Below are 17,809 nucleotides of genomic sequence, written 5' to 3'. Positions count from 1 at the left end.
ACCTCCGGCAGGATCAACCGGAATGAATGCTATATTACTCCAGCCCAGGTGGGCTGGAGGGTCTGTTGGCGGTGAATGTTGTACACACTCACACAATTTGGGTCCACACGTTCGATGACGCGATCGTCTTCGCAGACCGATCAGGCGTCACCGAACTGTCGAAGCTAACATCAGATCCCATCTGTACGGCGGACCGCAGGGGTAGGATCCTCATTTCCTCTTCGGATTAAACAGTAATCGCCGGCCACTACATAAGGCCTACGAATCGAACCGCCAGCGCGAGGGAATACCATACAATCGTCCAGTATTTCGTCGAGAACAGTATCTCGAGAAGTACGACACACCGGAGACGGAGTGACGTTCAGAACCGTCCGATCGATCAGTGGGATTCAGAAGAGTCCGTGTACTGCGAATCCGACACCGACCAGAACCAGAACGATCCCGATCGCGGCTTGGATTCGGGCTTTCGAGTACAGCTGGTTGCTCGTTTCGTCGAGATCAGTAGCAGCAACGATCAGCGGGTGCGCTGCCGTTCCACGTAGTACGGATCCGTCCTGCGTCTCGTCGACCTCGCCACGGAGCAGTAGTTCGTCGCCGTCTCGAATCACCGTCGCCTGATACCGATCGGGGGTCATCGTTTTTCGACCAAAGCTGATCGTGAACTCGACATCGTCAAGGAGACCGTCTGGACCGAGTACGCCCCACTTCTCTAACCGCTCGGTGATCGGGTCCGGGTCCCCGAGCCGAATATCCATTTCAGGATCCCCGAGGTGGAAATGCGTTGCCTCGAACGGATCTCCATCACCCTGTACCAACCCGTTTTGATCGGTCGTAAGCGAGGATGAGTCGATACGAACCGGATCCCAGCCGTCGGTGATTGAAAATTCACCGACGGCAAGACCGCTCTCGACCGTTCGCCAGTTGGTCTGACTTCGATTCCCACCTCCGTTTGATACTTTTTGACGGATACGCCAGGCCCAGAGCGCGGCTGGGGCCTCGGTATCCACTGCTTCGGGCGGTACGCTGTCAGGAGTGGCTGGTTCGATCACCTCGATCGGACCTTCGAGAACCGTCTCCGTGCTATTCTCGCGAGCGTTCTTACGATCGGTGATATCCACGAGATTGGTGTATTTCGTGTGTGTCTTACGAGCAGTTACCAGCGCGACGCCTCCGAGGACCGCGAACAGACCGGCGACTATCGCTGCGTTGGAATCGATCATTGGTCGTTGGACGCTGCAACCACGATCGATCCGCGATCGATAACGACCCCTGACGAGCACGTACTGGAGGGCATAAGTGTCACGAATAGAGAGACGAGAGACGGACACAAGTGTTTTAGTACTATACTTATCAAGTAGCAGTACTTCTCGCGGAGCCGATCAGCAGAACCCCGATCTCGGGTTAATTGTCTCCAGTGTCCAATTCGAACTGCTCGTTCTCCGTCACGGCGTTGAGAACGATACTGGTATTCGACTGATTGATATCCGGATCGGTAATCAAGGATTTGATCTGCTCGTTCATATCGTCCGTGTCTTTGAACTTCCCGATAGCGATAATATCGTAGTTGCCAGTGACCTCGTAAACCGAAATCATCTGCTCGTGATTTTGCAGCGTCTCTGTGATGTCGGGAAGCGCGGTACCCTCTGTTTTCAGCTGCATAACCGCCGTCACGTCGTACCCGAGTTCGTCATAGTTGACGATGGGAGTGTAGCCCTCGACGACACCTTCATCCTCAAGACCGGAGAGGTGGTTAGAAACCGTCGTAACCGAGACATCCAGTTGTTCTGCTAAGCTTCGAAGACTTGCTCGCCCGTTTCCCAACAGTCCGTTGACGAGTTCCGAGTCGATGTGTTCGTACGTCATTACAAGTCTCCACTCACGTCGGCCATTAGAACATTACGGAGAACGAACTCAGCCAGGCATACGATCGGTTCACTGGTCATTTTGGTCGGGTGTTGTACGCAGAAATCCCACCGACCGACAACTTATCCGAAAATCTATACTTCCCTCGACACCGAGACGCTCTTATCGGCATTTGCGAGCACCGTCCTCCGGACGGCGACGCACCGTCTGTCACCTCGCTGGCGACGACTGACGCCCCATTTTGGCTTTGCCACAGCCTGTCGGACGAGTTCTGTCGATCGTCGGAATCGGTTCAGTCCGGCAGTCGGTCCCCGGCTACATCCAAATTCGAGACGATTGTACCCCCTGGCCTGTATCCGTGTCTCACGAGCTCTCGACTGACCGTTTCGAGTCCAACGACTGTCGACCGCGCTTTACGGGAGACCGTGTCGGACTCAGGTGCTGGGACTGCGCCCTGCCTCGCGCATGTACTCGTACTAGTGTTGTCACGAGCGTCTCCGCAAAGGACGCGTCGTTGATGTCCGTCTCCCATTCGACGAGTTCCACGTCCTCGTCGAGACACCCGCTCAGACTTACCGTCCGACGGCACCAACCGCGACGAGCAGCTCCAGCCTCGGTATCGTTCCACCGCTTCCTCGCCGGCGACTGTTCGCACCCATTTTATCAACTTGTTTATGTTACACTAGAGCTTAACAGTATCTCTACTGGTAGTTACATTCCGTTATGGATGGCCTCGGCACTCACGACTCACAATCTATCCATACTGAACGGGTTTAGCGAATGTATGATGAACGGGACTCGATACGCTGGCTCAAAAACGACCGTTCCACCGACCAATGGAAAGCGAGTGGTGGCATTCGGATCACTCGAACGGCCACAGAGTCTGTTCGCGGTTTCTATTCGTCGATTGACGCCGTCAGATCCTCGAGCGGCGGTACAGCCAAAGCGCACCGACTCCGACCGAGAGTCCGACGACGACAACGAGAAGCAGCCGGGGATTGAACCCCTGCTCCGAGCTCGAAGCCGTCGTATCCGGCGTCGATCCATCATCCGTCGATCCGTCACCCTCCGGTTCATCCATCGACCTGTCACCCTCCGATTCATCGGGCGAATCGGTTTCCATCGGTTCGTCTGTCGCGGTCGACGCGGGGTCGTCCGTGACCCCTTCCTGGCCGCTTACCGCGAACACTGAGAGGCCGGGAACCGTCACCTCGAAGACGTGATGCGTGGCGGTTTCGTCGACGACGCTCATCGACGCGGCCTGCCACTGGCCGTCGTGGTAGCGATAGACGACGACGTCCGAGGGCGCAAGCCCGCGTGCAGCGAGTCCGTCCTTCGAAACGCGCAGACGGAAGGTGACCTCGCCGATCTCTTCGTCGGGAATCGAGTGGTCGACGCTCAAGTAGGAGATCGGCGTCCGTCCGGTCGGCGTGGTATCGGGCGCGCCCGGCGGGGCGTCCTCGCTGACGCTGACGTTCAGCGTGAAGTCGCCGTCGACCAGTGGCGTAACGTTGAGCCCGTCGAGGGTGACGTTACCCGATCCCGTTCCGGACGTGTTGATGTCGACAGCCGTCCCGTTCCGTGCGTTCTTGACGGAGACATCGGTCGTCCCATCGGCCGATCGGGTGACAGTGATGCCGGAACCCGTCTGGCCGGTCGGGGAGTCCGACCCGGACCCGTCGCCGGAGCCGCTGGAATCGCTCCCCGTATCGACGCCAGCGTCCCCGCCACCAGGTTCCTCAGCGCCGTCATTTGAAGTGATGCCGGTACCCGTCAGCGGGAGTTCGACTACCGGGTTCATCGCGTCGTCAGTGTGAACCCGGAGCGTCTCACTGGCGGCCCCGACCGCGATCGGTTCGAACGACACCGTGATCTCGCGTGTCGCTCCGGTCGCAAGCTGTGCCGTCTCGTCACCAGCGACGACGTCGAAGGGCGTCGTCCCCGCCCCGGCAAGGTCGACGCCGGACACTGTTAGCGGCGTTCCTCCGACGTTCGTCACCGTGACCGTTTGGGACGCAGTGGCTCCGACCTCGGTGTCAGCGAAGTCGACGGCGCTCGGTTCGACTGCGGCACGTCCCGGTTGATTCACCTCGACGACGATGATCGAAACGGTGGTGTACGTGGAGTACTCGCCGTTTTCGTCCCGAACGCGGTACGTGAAGCTGTCAGTGCCTGCAAACCCAAAATCCGGCACGTACTCGAACGTCCCTGACCCCGTGAGCGTCGTCACGGTTCCATTGCTGGGATTACCGTAGTGGGCCGCGCTGAACGAATCGTTATCGGGATCGTAATCGTTCGCGAGCAGACCCGGAGCGCTCACGGTGAGGTTCTGGCCCTGAAGCGTGGCGTAGTGGTCGGGAACGGCGACCGGCGATCGGTTCGGATCGGGTGCAACCTCGATCGTGACGGTAGCGTACGAGGAGTACTCACCGTTGTCGTCTTGAATCCGGTACGTGAACGAATCGGTTCCCGCAAACCCAGAATCCGGGACGTACTCGAACGTCCCCGATCCCGTGAGCGTCGTCACGGTTCCATTGCTGGGGTTACCATAGTGGGTCACGCTGAGTGAATCGGTATCGAGATCGTAATCGTTCGCGAGCAGGCCTGGAGCGCTCACGGTGAGGTTCTGTCCTTCGAATGTAGTGTAATGATCCGAAACAGCGACCGGTGGTCGATTTGGTCCAACAACTTCGACGGAGACGGTAGTGTACGAGGAGTACTCGCCGTTGTCGTCCTGAATCCGGTAGGTGAACGAATCAATTCCGACGAAGTTGGGGTCTGGCACGTACTCGAACGTCCCTGATCCCGTGAGCGTCGTCACCGTCCCGTCCGTGGGGTCGCCGTAGTGGGTCGCCTGGATCGAATCGGTATCGAGATCGTAGTCATTCGCGAGCAGGCCCGGAGCGTCCACGGAGAGGTTCTGTCCTTCGAACGTGGTGTAGTGGTCGGGAACGGCGACCGGCGGTCGGTTCGGATCGGGTGCGACCTCGATCGTGACGGTAGCGTACGAGGAGTACTCACCGTTGTCGTCCTGGATCCGGTAGGTGAAGGTGTCCGTTCCAGTGAAGCCGGGATCCGGCACGTACTCGAACGTTCCCGATCCCGTGAACGTCGTCACCGTCCCGTCCGTGGGGTCGCCGTAGTGGGTCGCCTGGATCGAATCGTCATTGGGATCGAGGTCGTTCGCAAGTACGCCCGGAGCGCTCACCGAGAGATTTTGTCCCTCGTACGTGGTATAGTAGTCGTCTGTGGCAACGGGTGCCGTCCCCGATGAATCGACTACCTCGACGGAGATGGTAGCGTACGAGGAGTACTCACCGTTGTCGTCCCGAATCCGGTACGTGAAGCTGTCAGTGCCCACAAACCCAGAATCCGGCACGTACTCGAACGTCCCCGATCCCGTGAGCGTCGTCACGGTTCCGTTGCTCGGATCACCGTAGTGGGTCGCGCTGAACGAATCGTTATCGGGATCGTAATCGTTCGCGAGCAGGCCCGGAGCGTCCACAGAGAGGTTCTGGCCCTGAAGCGTAGCGAAGTGGTCGGAAACAGCGACTGGTGGTCGATTTGGTTCAACAACTTCGACGGAGACGGTAGCGTACGTGGAGTACTCGCCGTTGTCGTCCTGAATCCGGTACGTGAAGCTGTCAGTGCCCACAAACCCAGAATCCGGCACGTACTCGAGCGTCCCTGACCCCGTGAGCGTCGTCACGGTTCCATTGCTGGGATTGCCGTAGTGGGTCGCCTGGATCGAATCGTTGTCGAGATCGTAGTCATTCGCGAGCAGGCCCGGGGCGTCCACGGAGAGGTCCTGTCCTTCGAACGTGGTGTAATGGTCGGGAACGGCGACCGGTGCCCGGTTCGGATCGGGTGCGACCTCGATCGTAACGGTGGCGTAGGAGGAGTACTCGCCGTTGTCGTCCTGAATCCGGTAGGTGAACGAATCGGTCCCTGTGAAGCCGGGGTCCGGCACGTACTCGAACGTCCCCGATCCCGTGAGCGTCGTCACGGTTCCGTTGCTCGGATCACCGTAGTGGGTCGCGCTGAACGAATCGGCGTCTACGTCGTAGTCATTCGCGAGCAGACCCGGGGCGTCCACGGAGAGGTTCTGTCCTTCGAACGTGGTGTAATGGTCGGAAACGGCGACTGGCGTACGGTTCGGGTCCGCCACGACCTCAATGAAGACCGTGGTGTACGCCGAGTACTCGCCGTGGTCGTCCTGGATCCGGTAGGTGAAGGTGTCTGTTCCAGTGAAGCCGGGGTCCGGCACGTACTCGAACGTCCCTGATCCCGTCAGCGTCGTCACGGTTCCGTTGTTTGGATCACCGTAGTGGGTCGCGCTGAACGAGTCGCCGTTGGGGTCGAGGTCGTTCGCGAGCACCCCCGGTGCGTTCACCGTCAGGTTCTGGTCTGCGACTACGACGTAGTGGTCGGTGACCGCGATCGGCGCACGGTTCGAGGCGACGAGGGTTCCGTTGCCGGAGAGTCCAACTGTCACCGCCGGTTCGTCGGAGTCATCGGTGGACACCACCAGCGATGCGTTAGCCGTGCCGGCGTCAGTCGGTTCGAACTCAACGGTAACGTCGTGGGATTCGCCCACCGGGATCGTCGTCGTCCCGTTCCCTGCCGTCACGGCGTATGAATCCGCGGACGGTCCGGCGAGCTGTACACCGTCGAACGACAGCGATGAGTTTCCGTCGTTCGACACTGAGACAGTGGCTGTCGTCGTAGATCCAACCAGGACGGTTCCGAAATCAATGGAAGTCGGTGAGACCGTAACGTCGCCAGTGGCGTCACCGGTATCGTCACCACCATCATCATCCTCGCCGCCATCGACACTGTCGCTCTCATCGCTCGAAAGCGGTAACCAATCGCTGTTGTTCAATCCCTCAAGTTCGTACGTCGTGTCGCAGAAGCCATCGCCGTCGGCGTCGGTACAGGTCTGGCTGTAGCCACTGCCATCTAGTGATGCCCAGTAGTTGCCGCCAAGTGAGGGGCCGCCGATCACGTTCGTTCCGGGGGTGTCCGGAACGTTCCAGACGTTGGGGAACACGTCGCGCTCGTAGCCGGGCAAGAACGATTCGTTGACGGCGTAGGTCTTGTTGAATGTAGTGGTTCCGTTGAAGACGTTGTCGAAGACGAGGTGCTCATCGCCGTCGTGGAACGACGGGTCAGTCACGTTCTTCGACGCCCCATCGTCCACGACGGTGGATGGGCCGATCGCGAAGTGAACGCTCTCTCCGTTCCCTCCGAACACGTTGTGTCTGACCGTGACGTTCGTCGAGGGGGCAGTCCACGTGTAACGCGAGTCGCCATCCGCCGTCTGGTCGACGTACGAGAGCGTCTGGACGAACGCCAGCCCCTGGTCTGAGTCGTTGAAGCGGTTGTCCTCGACGACGACGTCCGACGTTGCGATGGACTGAATCGCGGCGAACGAGTTCGTTACCGTGTTGTTCGCGACGGTTCCGCCAACGAGGTGATCGAGGACGATTCCCCTGCTCTCTCTGATCTCGGTGGCCGTCTCGTTCCGGTTGTCGGCGATGACGTTGTCGACGAGCGTGACGCCGTCTACCCCGAGCGCAGTGCCGACCCGGATGCCGGCATCGTTTCGCTCGACGTCGTTCCCCGAGACGGTCGCATCGTCGTCCCAGACGGCGATTCCGAGGTCGTTCTCGACGGCGCGGTTGTTCGCGACAGTGACGTTGTCGGCGACGATCTCGTCTTCCCCCTGGGCGGGAAGGGTTCGACTCCCAACCGAAATCCCCGGTCCGGCAGTCTCGCGGACCTCGTTGTCGGTAATCGTCGCCGTGGGTGCGTCTGCGGCGATTCCCACGTGCGTCGCGTTCGAGACGTGGTTGTTCGAAACCGTCACGCTCGCGCCCAAAGAGAGGACCTGAATCCCGACGACGCTTCCCTCGAGGTCGTTCGCGTCGACGACCACGTTCGTCGAGTCCGCCACGGTGATGGCCCCGCGGGGCTGATCGCGTAGCGACGTGCGTTCGCCGTAGCCGTCGATCTCGTTGTCCACGATCGACATATCGTCGGTGTTCGAGAGGGAGACTCCCCGTGCGTCGATGCCGCTCCGGAGGGTGTTGTTCGAGACGGTGTAATCCTCGACGTCACCGAGGTATACACCGTTGCTTCCCACGAACTCGATGACGTTGCTCTCGATGGTGATGTTCGATGATTTGACCGAGCCCCATTGAGACCCGGTTGCTTCGATGCCGTTTGAGGACACGGTTCGGATAACGTTCGTCTCGACGACTCCATCCTCTGCGTAGCGGTGGAGTACGACGCCGTCGACCACACCGTCTATCACGTTGTTCCGGACGACGAACTGCCGCGTGTATCGGTTGTTGTTCGTCTCGACGCCGGCCGAAGCGTTCGTAATCGTGTTGTTCTGGACTATCGTCCCGGTGCCACCGCTGAGAGCGACGCCGGCTCGTTCGACGTCATCGATGGTGTTGTTCTCGACCAGTGCCTCACTGTAAACGAGCTGGATCCCCACGCCAGTGAATCCGGTCGACTGGGTCACGCCCTGGATGTCGTTGTCACGGATCACGGCTCCGTTGCTGTTCTCCAAGACCGAAATTCCGAACCTGTTGACATCAGTGATCGAGTTGTTCACGATGGTCGCCCGCCGAGAGAAATCGCGAACGTCCACGACGGTTCCGCCACCAACAAACTTGTTGCCGCGAACCACGACGTCTTCCGAACCGAAGAACTCGACTTTCGTCCCCTCGACGTAGCTGTCTTCGACGAGGAGACCGTCGCTATCGGTCAGCCACAGCTGCATCCGCTCGAAGGTGCCGTTCGTCACGGTGAGATCCGGCGAACTTCCCGCGCGAATGGCCTGCTTTCCTCCGGAGTAGTACTCCCCCCTGTGTGCGACGAGTGAATCGACCGTCGCCCCCGGCGAGTCGCCGAGGTACATCCCGTAATGCGAGGCTGAGACGTTCGTGTCGACGATCGAGACGGCCGTCGAGTTGACGACGTGGAGCCCGTACTCGTTATCAGTCAGGCGGCCCGACTCCACGGTGAGCCCCTGCACGTGAGCGGCGACGAACGCCTGCCCGGTGTCGGTGCGTTCGAAACCCGTGAGCGAGATGTCGGAACCGTCGACGACGGCGAGGTACCCGCGGGGGACGGTCCCGTCGAAAGTCATCCCGTCGACGTCTTCGTAGATGTACACCGGGAGGTCGTCGACGGTGTTCGACTGGTCGATGTCGTGGCGATAGTGGCCGGACATGTAGAACCCCCACATCGAGTTGTTCATCGCGACGTTCCGCATGGTGGCGTTCTCCGATGTGGAGAGTGCGACGCCGTACTCTCCGCCGTCGACCGAGAGGTTCGTCAGTCGGGCATCGGCCGAGCCGTCGACGTACACCGCGTCGTAGTCCAGGCCGGCCGAAAACGTGCTGTCGCGGACCACGACGTCGTTGCTCTCGTCGACGTCGAGGGCGTGGTACTCCATTGCTGTGACGGACACGTTGTCAATAATCGTCCCGTGTGCGTGGTACAGTTCGATGCCAACGTACTCGCCGGACTCCAGGACGGAATCCGAGAGAGAGCCGTTCGTCTCGTCGAAGTAGACGGCGCCGTCATCGAACCCCTCTCCGTTCGATAGCTCCGTCGTCATCCGCTCGACCGTCACGTTCGCCGACTCCTCGGCGTGTAGAGCCCAGTACGCGTCGTACTGGTGTGTGACGTCCCGAATCGTGACATCCGTGGCATTCTCGAGAAAGATGCCGTCGTCATCGGTGTTTCTTGTCGTGACGTTCGCGATCGTGACGTCGGTCGAGTCCTGGACGTGGATCGCCTCGTAGTAGCTGTCCCTGACCGTCACGTTATCGATGGCCACCTCGCTGGCGGATTCGACGTGAATCCCCTGATAGGACGAGTAGACGGTAACGTTCCGGACGGTGACGTTCGAGACGCCGGCCCTGACGTGAACCGCCGGGTCGCCGCCACCGAGGTCGTGGTTCCAGCCGTCGAACACGACGTCGTTCGCGGTAATCTCGACAATCGGATCACCGGAGCGCGTCAGATCCGCGTCGAGGACGTAACAGCCCGACTGATCGATGACCGTTGGGCCGGACACCGGCGTGCAGCCGTCGTGACTCGACGCGTCTGCGACACCAGCCCCGACGATGAACACGGTAGACGCCGTCACGACCGCGAGGATCAGTGCAGTGTATCGAACAGCCTTCGGGTGCGGCCCGCTCATGCCAATACCGGGGGCAGGCCACCGGATACGTCGATGGTTCCGTTGGAACGGAAACCCGTTGAGTCCGTCAGCAATACCTCTCTTGTGTGTTCTGTGCGTCGGCTCATAGGAACCCCACCGATCGAGACTGTATCCACCGCGGGACTCTCTCGATCGGCTACTGTACCTCTCAAAGAGGGTGGATGACTTATCAGTATCTGTTTATGACATGAACTCCGTTCACGCCGTGAACGATGACGAGAGATGCGCGATAGGGGTGTCGAAAGGCGTAACGACGGCAACTACTACCGTTCGGACGAATTGTTGAATTTCGACCATGTCGGTTCGTAAGTGAGCGGAGATCGAGGTGAAGGGGGTCGAACGGTCAGCCATCGGTCGTGGCCGGCAGCCGCGCCGGTCGAGAGAACACATCTCACCAGGAGATATCGGCAGTTCGAATCCGTTCTGACTGTCCTCGAATCTCGTCGAACGTCTCCCGCGCCCACTCGAGAACCGTGCCGTTGGTCGAAACGAGAAACGCGTTGGGGTAGGCCGCGTGGTCGATGGTACCGATTCCGACGGTCTCTTCGTCGTAGATTCCCATCGACACCGGAATGGTTCCGTCGTACCGGTACATCGCGGCCGCTTCGAGGTCGAGCAACCGGCGCAGCTGGGTGTGCATTGTCGAGTCTCCGAGCATCGCTTCGAGGGTCGCCTCGCTGAGGACGACCGCGGAGCGCTGACCACGCTCCTCTGCGGCCCGAATCTGGCTGGCGACGGTGTCGCTCGTCACGGCGTGGGCGAGGATTTTGACTTCGTCGCATTGACTCATCAAATCCGCAGCGATTCTGGCGGCGGCAAGCGGGTCGGTCTCGCTCGGAACTCCGACCTCGGCATCACGGAAGTGTCTGACGTCGATCGTGAGGAACCCCGGCGGCAAAGACGGTGCGAGCGGCGCGAGAACCGCGGCGGCCTCGAGCGTCTCGGTCAGTTCGACGAGGGCAGCAGCCACTGCCCGCCCGGTCGGGGTCGCTCGGTAGCCGTCGTCGGTCCATCGAATCCACCCCCGATCTTGTAGATCCGCGACGATTCGGCCGATTGTAACTCGGGACGCACCAGTCTCCCGCTGCAAGGAGCGGCGTAAGTGAGGTCCGTCGCTCAGTGCCTCGAGGACGGCGATCCGGTTCTTCGATCGGGCGAAGAACTCGATGTCTTCGAGGCGCTCGTTCATGGCCAGTCATTGCGAGACGGACAAATAAGCGTACGGGAACCTGAACGTGGGGTGAACGTCTGACGTCCGGGGTAGGGGCTTTGGAGAGCGGGTCGCGTGAGCCAACAGCGTGCAAACGACGGGCAAGCGGCCTCTCAGAGGGAATATGGTACTCAATTACCGCCGATCGCCCGTGGCGGGTCAGCGATGGGCGGTAACACGTAACAAAAGTCTCTATCAGTCCCCACGCGGATAGCTGCCGTTGAGGTGGCCAACATCGGTGCTCTGTGAGGGCGCTGGCGTCCTGGTTCTCTCTTATGTATATAATGAAGGCCTCGGCACACACATTTCGGCGTCTATCCGTAGTGGTGACGACGATCAGGAACCGAGCGATTCTGGCCCCGCTCAATCGGCGGAATTGGCTCCCCGATTCAGGTCGAAGAGGCCCTCCGGATCGTACTCGTCTTTCAACGCGATTAACCGTTCGTATGCCGGCCCGAACGTGGTCTCCATCGCGGCCTCGCCTCCTTCGAAGAAGCCCGGGAAGTTCAGGTAGAACGAGCCGTCGGAGAACTGCCGCATGTCGGCGATGCAGTCGCGAACCCACTCGACGTTGACATCGTCGTTCGCGGAATCCTTCCAATTTGCCTCGATTCCGAGGAGGAACGGCGCGTGCCTGCCGGCGAACGCACTCTCGTTGAAGTCGACATCCGTAATCGCGCCACCGAGCTCCCAGATGTCGACGGTCGAAAGCGGCGACGGTGCGGTGTCCGCCCAGTAGCAGATCCGGTCGATGGCGGATTCTGTGAGCCCATCGAGATAGAGCGATTTCCAGTAGTATCGCATCCCGTCCGGGTAATCATCGTCGAGTATCCTCTGGAACTCCGCGTAGGGCATGGTTCCGCTGAAGTCGGCGATCGGTTCGCCAAGTTCCCGTAACGGTGCGAGCGCCTCCTCGCCGTCCTCCGGAGATCCCGCGCAACACCCCAGAAAGCCGACTTTGAGATCGTCCACCACATCGTCCGGGAACAGCTCCTCGTCGTGCATCACGCCGGTAGAGGAGAGCGTAGTAACCCCGTCGGGTGCCTCCGAAACGTACTCGCGGTACGCCCGCAGGCACTCGGCCGCTCGCTCTCCCGGATACAGCACGAAACAGGTCGCCACATCTGGACCTACGGGGTGGAGTTCGAACTCGAAGCCCGTCACGATCCCGAGACCGCCGCCGCCACCGCGAAGCCCCCAGAACAGCTCCTCGTTCTCGTCAGCGCTAGCTGTGAGGTACCGGCCGTTCGCGGTGACGACGTCTACCGAGCGGAGGTTGTCACAGCTCAGGCCGTACGCACAGCGTAGGTGGCCGATGCCGCCACCGAGGGTAAGCCCTGCGACGCCGGTCTTCGAGACGACGCCGCCGGGTGTCGCTAGACCGAACGCCTGGGTTTCGTGGTCGACGTCGGCCCACGTCGCGCCGCCCTGTACCCACGCCGTTCGCTCGTCGGGATCTACCCAGACACCACTCATTTCCGAAAGATCGATCACGAGCCCATCGTCGCAGATGGCCGTGCCAGCGACGTTGTGACCGCCTCCACGGACTGCCACGTGGAGGTCGTTCTCGTGGGCGAATTCGACTGCACGGATAACGTCTGTCGTGCCTCGACACCGAGCGATCAGCGTCGGATATTTATCGATCATCCCGTTCCAGACGGCACGGGCATCGTCGTACTCGGCATCATCGGGACGAATCACGTCCCCGTGTACATTGGTCTGAAACTGTTCGATGTGTTCGTCGACGATAGTTGAGTGGGTCATATATACCCGAACGGCTGCGGCGCTGTTAGCCTCATTCAGTGGAACACGTTCGGCGGGATACGCGCCGTTTCAGGTCGTGAGACGCCTCTCATTTTGCGAACGCGATAGAGTTACGATCTATGCTATCCTTTATCAAGAGAGTGTGTAACATGAGATTTCACAAAGACGAACGAATGGCTGCTGACGGACATCCACCGCCTGGCTCACCGATTCTGGAGACCCTGCTCGAGAACGCACGAAACCAGCAGCACCTCGGACAGCGACTCGACGCCGCGGGCGATCGTGTCGACACGGACCTGCTCGGTGATATCGTGCGACACGGGCCGGTTCTGGAGGCGCTCCGTGCGGAACCTCTCGACCGTAGGGAGATTGAAGACCGACTCGACGTCTCTCGGGCGACGAGCCACCGCTTCACACAGTGGCTCGACGGACAGGGCTTCGTTGAGAAGGTCGACGGTCGATTCCAGTTGACTGGACGGGGCGAGGCAGTCGCCGACGAGGTGCTCAGGTTCGAGGCCAACGTTCGAACCGTCCACCGGCTTGCACCGTTGCTGGACACGATCTGCGAGGATCACCAGGAGTTCGTCCTCGAACCATTCGTGGACGCAACGGTTACGCTTGCAGAGTCGGACGATCCTTACCAACCAGTCGAGCGGTTCATTTCTCTACTCAGTGAGTCGGAGACCTTCCGTGGGTTCAACACGACGCACATGGCACCGCTCGTTCTCGGCGGATTCCACGACCAGATCTTCGAGGAAACCGACACGGAAATCGTCTACCTCCCTCACATTGTCGAGAAACTCTTCGAGACGTACCCGGATCGCGCCCGCGCGGCAATCGATCGCGGACACCTCACTCTCCGGACCCGTGATAAGCTGCCGTACGGTCTCGCTATCTTCGACGAGTCTGTTGGGATCGGTGGCTACGACAAAACCACTGGACTCATGGAGGTGTTCGTCGATACCGACGAGCCGATCGCGCGCGAGTGGGCCGACCGAGTGTATGCCTCGGTCAGAGCGGATTCGGAACCACTCGATGAGAGATAAATATAACTCATGATGCACGTTCGAAAGACACAAACTGACATTCGTCTTATTCGACCCGCAAATCTGTGGATAGAAAGCTGGCCTCGGCACTCATAGGGCTCGTCACCACCGGGTGCCGAGTCCGGCTCGGAGCGGGTGCATCGTCATCGGCCGATCGATCGTAGCACCTACCTCCAAAAGACGGTTTGGATCGCCTTCTCGAATCGATTACTGGGCGTCCCGGCCGGTTCCGGAGTCGACCATCGCGGTGTTGAACTCGTCGATGAGGTTTTCGAGTCGGGAGCGGTCCTGAGTGAACGTCTGCGGGGCCCGATCGGTCGGGGTACGGACGATTGCCGCGGGCGGCGTGTCGCTGGTCGTTGGATGGGATCGATTCGTCGGTCGGTCGAGTTGCGTGGTGGGTGTCGAGTGCACGGTTGAACGCTCGTGTGGTCGGAGTCGGTCGGAAGACGGGACAGTACTCGGCGGGGAAAATCAGGCGCGTACGGGTACGACCGACATCTGTACTCCCTGCTATACGCCAATACTACATAAATGTTAATGATATACCGTGGGCGTCGATCGCACTGGCTCGATTCCGCGGCGAAGTAGCGGTCTTCAGTGGCACTACCATGGCGATCACTTTTCGCGGTCGACCCCGGAAACAGCATCGTGAGCACAGTTCCAGCGCAAGCCGAGCGACTTCTCGAGAGCGAGCCGTTGATGGCGCATCTCGGCACCTGCGTCGAGGGGCGTCCGCACGTCGCGCCGGTCTGGTACCGGTACGCCGACGGGACCGTCGAATTCGTGACGACAGGAAAGAAGTTGGCGAACATCCGCGAGAACCCTCGCGTCGCGCTCTCCGTCCAGACAGACGAGGCAGGCGAGACGAAGTGGATGATATCGCTGCTCGGAACGGCGACGATCGTCGACGACGACGCGGTAACGGCGCGGGCGCGCGAACGAATCAACGAGAAGTACGGCGTCGAGCGGGACGCGTACGCAGAGAACGACCTCGTCCGCGTCGACGTCGGCTCTGCGACCTACCGGACGTACTGATCGATCGCCCCTGAATACCCGACTCCGAACCCGAAACGGCAGCTATTTTCGCGACGCGGCGCGTAGCCGAACGAGAACGCCGTCGGAACCGAGGGTCGATCGCGGCCTCCGGAGATGGCGATTCGATCGGTCGAACCCATGACACTGACACCGGCACTCGTCGACGTTGGCACGACGCTCGAGGAGACGACGGGTCTGTTCCAGTACGTGCTCGTGTTCGTCTTCGCCGCGATTCCGGTTATCGAAGTGCTCGTCGTCGTTCCGATCGCGATCGGGCTGGGACTCGATCCGGTCGCGACGGGCGTCGCGGCGTTCGCCGGCAACGTCGGCTCCGTCTACGTGCTCGTGATATTCTACCGCCGGATCGCAGACTGGTGGGGTTCCGGGTTGGGAACCGAGGAGGCTGCATCGAGCGATCGGTACGCTCGAGCGCGTCGGGTCTGGGACCGGTACGGTCTCCCCGGACTCTCGCTGGGCGGGCCGATTCTCACGGGCGTCCACATCGCCGCACTCATCGCCCTGCTGGCGGGGAGTCGAAGCCGCGCCGTCGCCGCGTGGATGACGGTCGCAATTGCGGCGTGGACGATCGTTCTGGTCGCCGGTTCCGCGTTCGGACTGTCGCTGCTCGGTCTCGCCTGATCTGCGCCGAGATGTGGAGAGACGGCTACGACGACCCGGAGACGACGCCGGCTCCCTATCGGGATTCAATCCGCTCGCGCGCTGCGGCGACCACGAGCGGGAGCGTGATCGTCGCGTCCGCGTAGACGGAGACGTTCTCGGCGTCTTGCTCGAGCTTGCCCCACGATCGGGCCTCGTCGAGCGTCGCCCCGGAGAGGCCGCCGGTTTGCTTGGGATCCATCGTCAACTGGACCGCGTAGTCGTACGCGTGTGGTGCGACGAGCATCGTCTGGAGGGTGAAGTTCTTGGGAACGCCGCCGCCGACGAGGAAGGCACCGGCCTCGTCGGCATCGAAGGCGATTCCCGTTAGCTCGCTCATGTCTGCAAGCGCGTCGAGGGAGAACTCCGAGGTCTGGGAGTACATCCACGCCTGCAGGCCGAGGACGGAATCCTGAACGGCGGGGCAGTAGATCGGCACGTCGTTCTCGTACGCTGCGGCCGCGATGCCGGGAGCCTCGTCGACGTCGTCGCGATCGTTGACCGCGGCGTTCGCCCGGCCGAGTTCCTCCGTAAGCCGCTGGATGGTGACGACGCCCTCCTCTTCGAGGACGGGAAACACCTCCTCGCGCAGGTGTGACTCGAACGTCGCGAAGAACTCCTGGGGGAGGTAGACGTTGTAGATTCGATCGACGCCCTCCTCGCGCAGGGTTTCGTCGTGTTCGCGTTCGGTCTTCCCCGCCGCGTGGGCACAGCCGTGGTGGTGTTTCCCCCCGATCGCCTCGATCGCGTCGTGGGTGAGATTTGCCCCCGTCGTCACCAGCGCGTCGATGTAACCGTCCCGGATCAGATCGGCCACGAGGCGCCGCATCCCCGCGGGCACCATCGCTCCGGCGAGGGAGAAAAAGAGCGTCACGTCGTCGTCGAACATCGCCTCGGTGACGTCGACCGCCTCGTGAAGCGCCGAGGCACCGATCCCCGCGTTCCCGTACTCGTCGGCCAACTCCCCGACAGTCATCCCGGCCCTGGCCTCGGCGTGACCGATCGGGTCGTGGCTAAACGTCTCCCGATCGGGGTCGTGGTGTGCGTGTGCCTCGCCGCCGTGCTCGTCGGTCATACCCGTTTCTGGGCGAGCCAGCGGTTTGAACGCCGCGATTCGTCGCGAGTAATGCGGTTTTCAGCCGGTCGACGGGACAGGCTATAGCCCCGTCGGAACCTCGAAATAGGTCGTCTCGAGACCCCACTGCTCGACGAGGGACTGGAGCGATCGCACGCCGAAGGTTTCCGTCGCGTAGTGTCCCGCGAGGACGACGTGGACGCCCGCCTCTCGGGCCTCGTGGTAGGCCTGCTGTTTTCCTTCCCCCGTCACGAGCGCGTCCACGCCGGCCTCGGCGGCCTCGTCGAGCCAGTCCGTCCCGCTGCCGGTAACGATCGCGACGTCCTCGATTTCGTCGGGACCGAACTCGAGTATCTGAACGGGACGACCGCCGGTTTTCAGTTCGCTCTGCAGTCGATCGCGGACTTCGTCCGGCCCGTAGGCTTCAGCCACCACGCCTCGCTGGCCGATGTGCTCGGTGCCGAGTTCGCCAAACGGCTCGCGGCTCTCGAGACCGAGGACGTCGGCGACGCCGGCGGCGTTCCCGCGTTTCTGGTGACCGTCCAGGGGCAGGTGCGAGACGTACAGCGCGAGGTCGTTCTCGATCAGCGGGGCGACGCGATCGTAGGTGCGGCCGGTGACGCGATCGAACCCGCCCCACGAAATCCCGTGATGGGTGACGAGTGCGTCCGCGTCGGCCGCGACGGCGCGATCGATCGTCTCGCGGACGCCGTCGACGGCAAAGGCGACGTGGTCGACGGTTCCATCGTCGGGACCGACCTGCAACCCGTTGGCGCTCGCGTCGAGGTCAGCGTACGCGTCAGTTCGCAACTCCGCGTCGAGTCGATCGACGAACTCCGAGAGGTCCATGCCCCGAGTTGGGTCGCGAGGGGTTTGTATCCGGTTGGTTTCGAGGCGATCCGATCGGCGGG

The 17,809-nt window shown here is 61.2% G+C and carries 11 protein-coding genes; 3 read left to right on the top strand and 8 right to left on the bottom strand.

Features of this window, described 5'->3' with window-relative positions; genetic code table 11:
• Positions 1-389: 389 nt before the first annotated feature.
• The 5 genes from AC6I6L_RS19995 to AC6I6L_RS19975 form a co-directional block, all read right to left on the bottom strand.
• Positions 390-1,220, bottom strand: coding sequence for a hypothetical protein (locus AC6I6L_RS19995; RefSeq protein ID WP_497919538.1), 831 nt, complete (start codon positions 1,218-1,220; stop codon positions 390-392).
• A gap of 181 nt (positions 1,221-1,401) precedes the next feature.
• Positions 1,402-1,863 (bottom strand): HTH-type transcriptional regulator Lrp, encoded by a 462-nt coding sequence (gene lrp, locus AC6I6L_RS19990; RefSeq protein WP_497919537.1) that lies wholly within the window; start codon positions 1,861-1,863, stop codon positions 1,402-1,404.
• 916 nt (positions 1,864-2,779) lie between these two features.
• Entirely contained in the window at positions 2,780-10,087 is a 7,308-nt protein-coding gene (locus AC6I6L_RS19985) for a cadherin-like domain-containing protein (protein WP_497919536.1), read from the bottom strand.
• A gap of 412 nt (positions 10,088-10,499) precedes the next feature.
• Complete coding sequence (locus tag AC6I6L_RS19980) at positions 10,500-11,297, bottom strand: helix-turn-helix transcriptional regulator (protein ID WP_497919535.1); 798 nt, start codon at positions 11,295-11,297, stop codon at positions 10,500-10,502.
• A gap of 384 nt (positions 11,298-11,681) precedes the next feature.
• On the bottom strand, positions 11,682-13,082 hold the full coding sequence (locus AC6I6L_RS19975) for an FAD-binding oxidoreductase (RefSeq protein WP_497919534.1): 1,401 nt from the start codon (positions 13,080-13,082) through the stop codon (positions 11,682-11,684).
• A gap of 149 nt (positions 13,083-13,231) precedes the next feature.
• Here AC6I6L_RS19975 and AC6I6L_RS19970 point away from each other — a divergent pair, with 149 nt between their 5' ends.
• A complete protein-coding gene (locus tag AC6I6L_RS19970; RefSeq protein WP_497919533.1) occupies positions 13,232-14,128 on the top strand; it encodes a helix-turn-helix transcriptional regulator in 897 nt (298 codons plus the stop codon).
• 207 nt (positions 14,129-14,335) lie between these two features.
• Here the strand turns inward: AC6I6L_RS19970 and AC6I6L_RS19965 are convergent, their stop codons facing one another.
• Positions 14,336-14,542, bottom strand: coding sequence for a hypothetical protein (locus AC6I6L_RS19965; protein WP_497919532.1), 207 nt, complete (start codon positions 14,540-14,542; stop codon positions 14,336-14,338).
• Positions 14,543-14,779: 237 nt separating this feature from the next.
• Here AC6I6L_RS19965 and AC6I6L_RS19960 point away from each other — a divergent pair, with 237 nt between their 5' ends.
• Entirely contained in the window at positions 14,780-15,166 is a 387-nt protein-coding gene (locus tag AC6I6L_RS19960) for a pyridoxamine 5'-phosphate oxidase family protein (RefSeq protein WP_497919531.1), read from the top strand.
• Between the two features lie 138 nt (positions 15,167-15,304).
• The gene (locus tag AC6I6L_RS19955; protein WP_497919530.1) at positions 15,305-15,805 is read left to right on the top strand and encodes a small multi-drug export protein; all 501 of its coding nucleotides are present in this window, start codon (positions 15,305-15,307) and stop codon (positions 15,803-15,805) included.
• A 55-nt stretch (positions 15,806-15,860) separates the two neighbouring features.
• On the opposite strand, the gene AC6I6L_RS19950 is transcribed toward AC6I6L_RS19955, so the two are convergent.
• Both AC6I6L_RS19950 and AC6I6L_RS19945 read right to left on the bottom strand, forming a co-directional pair.
• On the bottom strand, positions 15,861-16,898 hold the full coding sequence (locus tag AC6I6L_RS19950; protein ID WP_497919529.1) for a deoxyhypusine synthase: 1,038 nt from the start codon (positions 16,896-16,898) through the stop codon (positions 15,861-15,863).
• An 81-nt stretch (positions 16,899-16,979) separates the two neighbouring features.
• A complete protein-coding gene (locus AC6I6L_RS19945; protein WP_497919528.1) occupies positions 16,980-17,747 on the bottom strand; it encodes a Nif3-like dinuclear metal center hexameric protein in 768 nt (255 codons plus the stop codon).
• Positions 17,748-17,809 lie beyond the last annotated feature (62 nt).

The sequence above is a fragment of the Halosolutus sp. DAT137 genome (assembly GCF_059736405.1).
This window is presented reverse-complemented; position numbering and strand designations above follow the sequence as displayed.

Excerpts from the sequence above, each read along its gene's own strand:
- AC6I6L_RS19995 (WP_497919538.1), bottom strand. The coding sequence starts at position 1,220 with ATGATCGATTCCAACGCAGCGATAGTCGCCGGTCTGTTCGCGGTCCTC.
- lrp (WP_497919537.1), bottom strand. The coding sequence starts at position 1,863 with ATGACGTACGAACACATCGACTCGGAACTCGTCAACGGACTGTTGGGA.
- AC6I6L_RS19985 (WP_497919536.1), bottom strand. The coding sequence starts at position 10,087 with ATGAGCGGGCCGCACCCGAAGGCTGTTCGATACACTGCACTGATCCTC.
- AC6I6L_RS19980 (WP_497919535.1), bottom strand. The coding sequence starts at position 11,297 with ATGAACGAGCGCCTCGAAGACATCGAGTTCTTCGCCCGATCGAAGAAC.
- AC6I6L_RS19975 (WP_497919534.1), bottom strand. The coding sequence starts at position 13,082 with ATGACCCACTCAACTATCGTCGACGAACACATCGAACAGTTTCAGACC.
- AC6I6L_RS19970 (WP_497919533.1), top strand. The coding sequence starts at position 13,232 with ATGAGATTTCACAAAGACGAACGAATGGCTGCTGACGGACATCCACCG.
- AC6I6L_RS19955 (WP_497919530.1), top strand. The coding sequence starts at position 15,305 with ATGACACTGACACCGGCACTCGTCGACGTTGGCACGACGCTCGAGGAG.
- AC6I6L_RS19950 (WP_497919529.1), bottom strand. The coding sequence starts at position 16,898 with ATGACCGACGAGCACGGCGGCGAGGCACACGCACACCACGACCCCGAT.
- AC6I6L_RS19945 (WP_497919528.1), bottom strand. The coding sequence starts at position 17,747 with ATGGACCTCTCGGAGTTCGTCGATCGACTCGACGCGGAGTTGCGAACT.